At 44.0% G+C, this 2,431-nt stretch carries 1 protein-coding gene; it reads left to right on the top strand.

The features are described 5' to 3' along the window. The first annotated feature begins 129 nt into the window (after positions 1-129). Positions 130-1,815, top strand: coding sequence for a dihydroxy-acid dehydratase (ilvD, locus tag GNE10_RS33905; protein WP_185570418.1), 1,686 nt, complete (start codon positions 130-132; stop codon positions 1,813-1,815). The last annotated feature ends 616 nt before the right edge of the window (positions 1,816-2,431 follow it).

Raw genomic sequence — 2,431 nt, 5'->3', positions numbered from 1 at the left:
CCTTTCCCCTTTCCCCTTCCCCCTTTCCCGACTTCTCTTAAAAGTCCAAGCTCCATCGCGCTGCCCAGGCATGAGAAAATCAGGTAATATAATCGCGACAGTTGCGATGATGGCACGAAAGGAAAAAAGATGTCGGAGAATTTGAGAAGCCAAATTGTTACCCAAGGAGTGCAGCGATCGCCAAATCGAGCTATGCTGCGTGCAGTTGGTTTTAAAGATGAAGATTTCAACAAAGCCATTGTGGGCATTGCCAATGGTTATAGTACAATCACCCCCTGTAACATGGGGATTAATACACTCGCACAACGGGCAGAAGTTGGGATTAAAGCCGCTGGGGCGATGCCGCAATTGTTCGGGACAATTACCATTAGTGATGGGATTTCAATGGGAACTGAAGGGATGAAATATTCCCTGGTGTCGCGAGAAGTGATTGCTGATTCCATTGAAACCGCCTGTACTGGGCAAAGTATGGATGGTTTACTGGCCATTGGTGGTTGTGATAAAAACATGCCAGGGGCAATGTTGGCGATGGCGCGGATGAATATTCCAGCTATCTTTGTTTATGGTGGCACCATTAAACCTGGTCACTACAACGGACGGGATTTAACGGTTGTTAGTTCTTTTGAAGCTGTCGGTCAATACAGTGCTGGGAAAATTGACGACAAAGAATTATTAGAAGTTGAAAGTCGCGCCTGTCCTGGTGCTGGTTCCTGTGGTGGGATGTACACAGCCAATACCATGTCTTCTGCTTTCGAGGCGCTGGGTATGAGTTTGCCTTATTCCTCCACAATGGCTGCGGAAGATGCCGAAAAAGCTGACAGTACTGAAAAATCGGCATTTGTGTTGGTGGAAGCCATCAGAAAACAAATCTTACCCCGACAAATTATTACCCGCAAATCCATAGAGAATGCCATTTCTGTAATTATGGCGGTGGGTGGTTCCACAAATGCAGTGTTGCATTTCTTAGCGATCGCTCGTGCCGCAGAGGTAGAGTTAACCATAGACGACTTTGAAACTATTCGCGGTCGCGTCCCCGTTTTGTGTGATTTAAAACCAAGTGGCAGATATGTAGCTACAGACTTGCACAAAGCTGGAGGCATTCCTCAAGTCATGAAAATGCTACTTGTGCATGATTTACTACATCCAGACTGCATTACAATTAGCGGACAAACCATTGCAGAGATATTAGCAGATATTCCAGAGGAACCGTCTGCCAACCAAGATGTCATTCGTCCTTGGAATAACCCCATGTATCCCCAAGGACATTTAGCTATTCTCAGAGGCAATCTAGCAACAGAAGGAGCAGTAGCTAAAATTACCGGGGTGAAAAAGCCAGTAATCACTGGGCCAGCACGGGTATTTGAATCAGAAGAAGCTTCCTTGGATGCGATTTTGGCGGGTAAAATTCAACCAGGAGATATTTTAGTGATTCGCTACGAAGGGCCAAAGGGCGGCCCTGGAATGCGAGAAATGTTGGCTCCCACTTCGGCAATTATTGGTGCTGGCTTGGGAGATGCCGTAGGATTAATTACTGACGGGCGATTCTCTGGTGGTACCTATGGAATGGTGGTTGGTCACGTTGCACCAGAAGCAGCAGTTGGAGGTGCGATCGCTCTTGTCGAAGAAGGCGATAGCATTACCATTGATGCACCAGCTCGTTTATTGCAATTAAACATCTCCGATGAAGAATTAGCGCGTCGCCGTGCTAATTGGCAACCTCCTGCACCACGTTACACTAAAGGCGTGTTGGCTAAATATGCCAAATTAGTATCTTCTAGTAGTGTTGGTGCTGTAACGGATTTAGATTTATTTTGAAGTAGAGATTTAGCAGTAAGGGACTTCCAAGTAAAAAAATAGGCGTTGCTGAATAATGGGATGATTTAGGGTGACAGGGGGACACGGAGACACGGAGACACGGAGACACGGGGACGCGGGGATTATGTTTTAATGCAAATTCTCAAATCATCCCGCAATTATGCAACGCCAAAAAATATTCCATAGAAGAGTGTTGACTGTTGACCGTTGACAGTCCACAGTCAACGCTTTAACTGAAATGTGATTGATTTTATCATATATTGTTGAAAAATATATCAAATTAACCTCTATTTATTGATAATTTAAAATTCTCCCAAGTTGATATCATGTCCGCATAATTAATTATGATTCCCACAGCCATTGCATCCCACTCAGACATGATATGACTTGATGAACGAAACCCAATGGACACGAATTTACAAGAAAAAAGGCTGAAAATCCTTGGTGTTAAGTTTTTGAGCTTGACAATTTGCATTCACCAAACGTAATTTTATAATTTTTATTTTCCATCTCTCTACAGCAAAAACTACGTTTTAAGTAGATGGACATAAATAAATATAATATGTTCTGTCATTGCGTTCGCGTAGCGTCTCGTAGAGAGCGAAGCGAAGCAATC

The organism is Nostoc sp. 2RC (assembly GCF_014222165.1).
GTDB classification, from domain to species: Bacteria; Cyanobacteriota; Cyanobacteriia; order Cyanobacteriales; family Nostocaceae; genus Nostoc; species Nostoc linckia.
The sequence above is the reverse complement of the archived record's forward strand: the minus strand, read 5'-3'. Positions and strand labels throughout refer to the sequence as shown.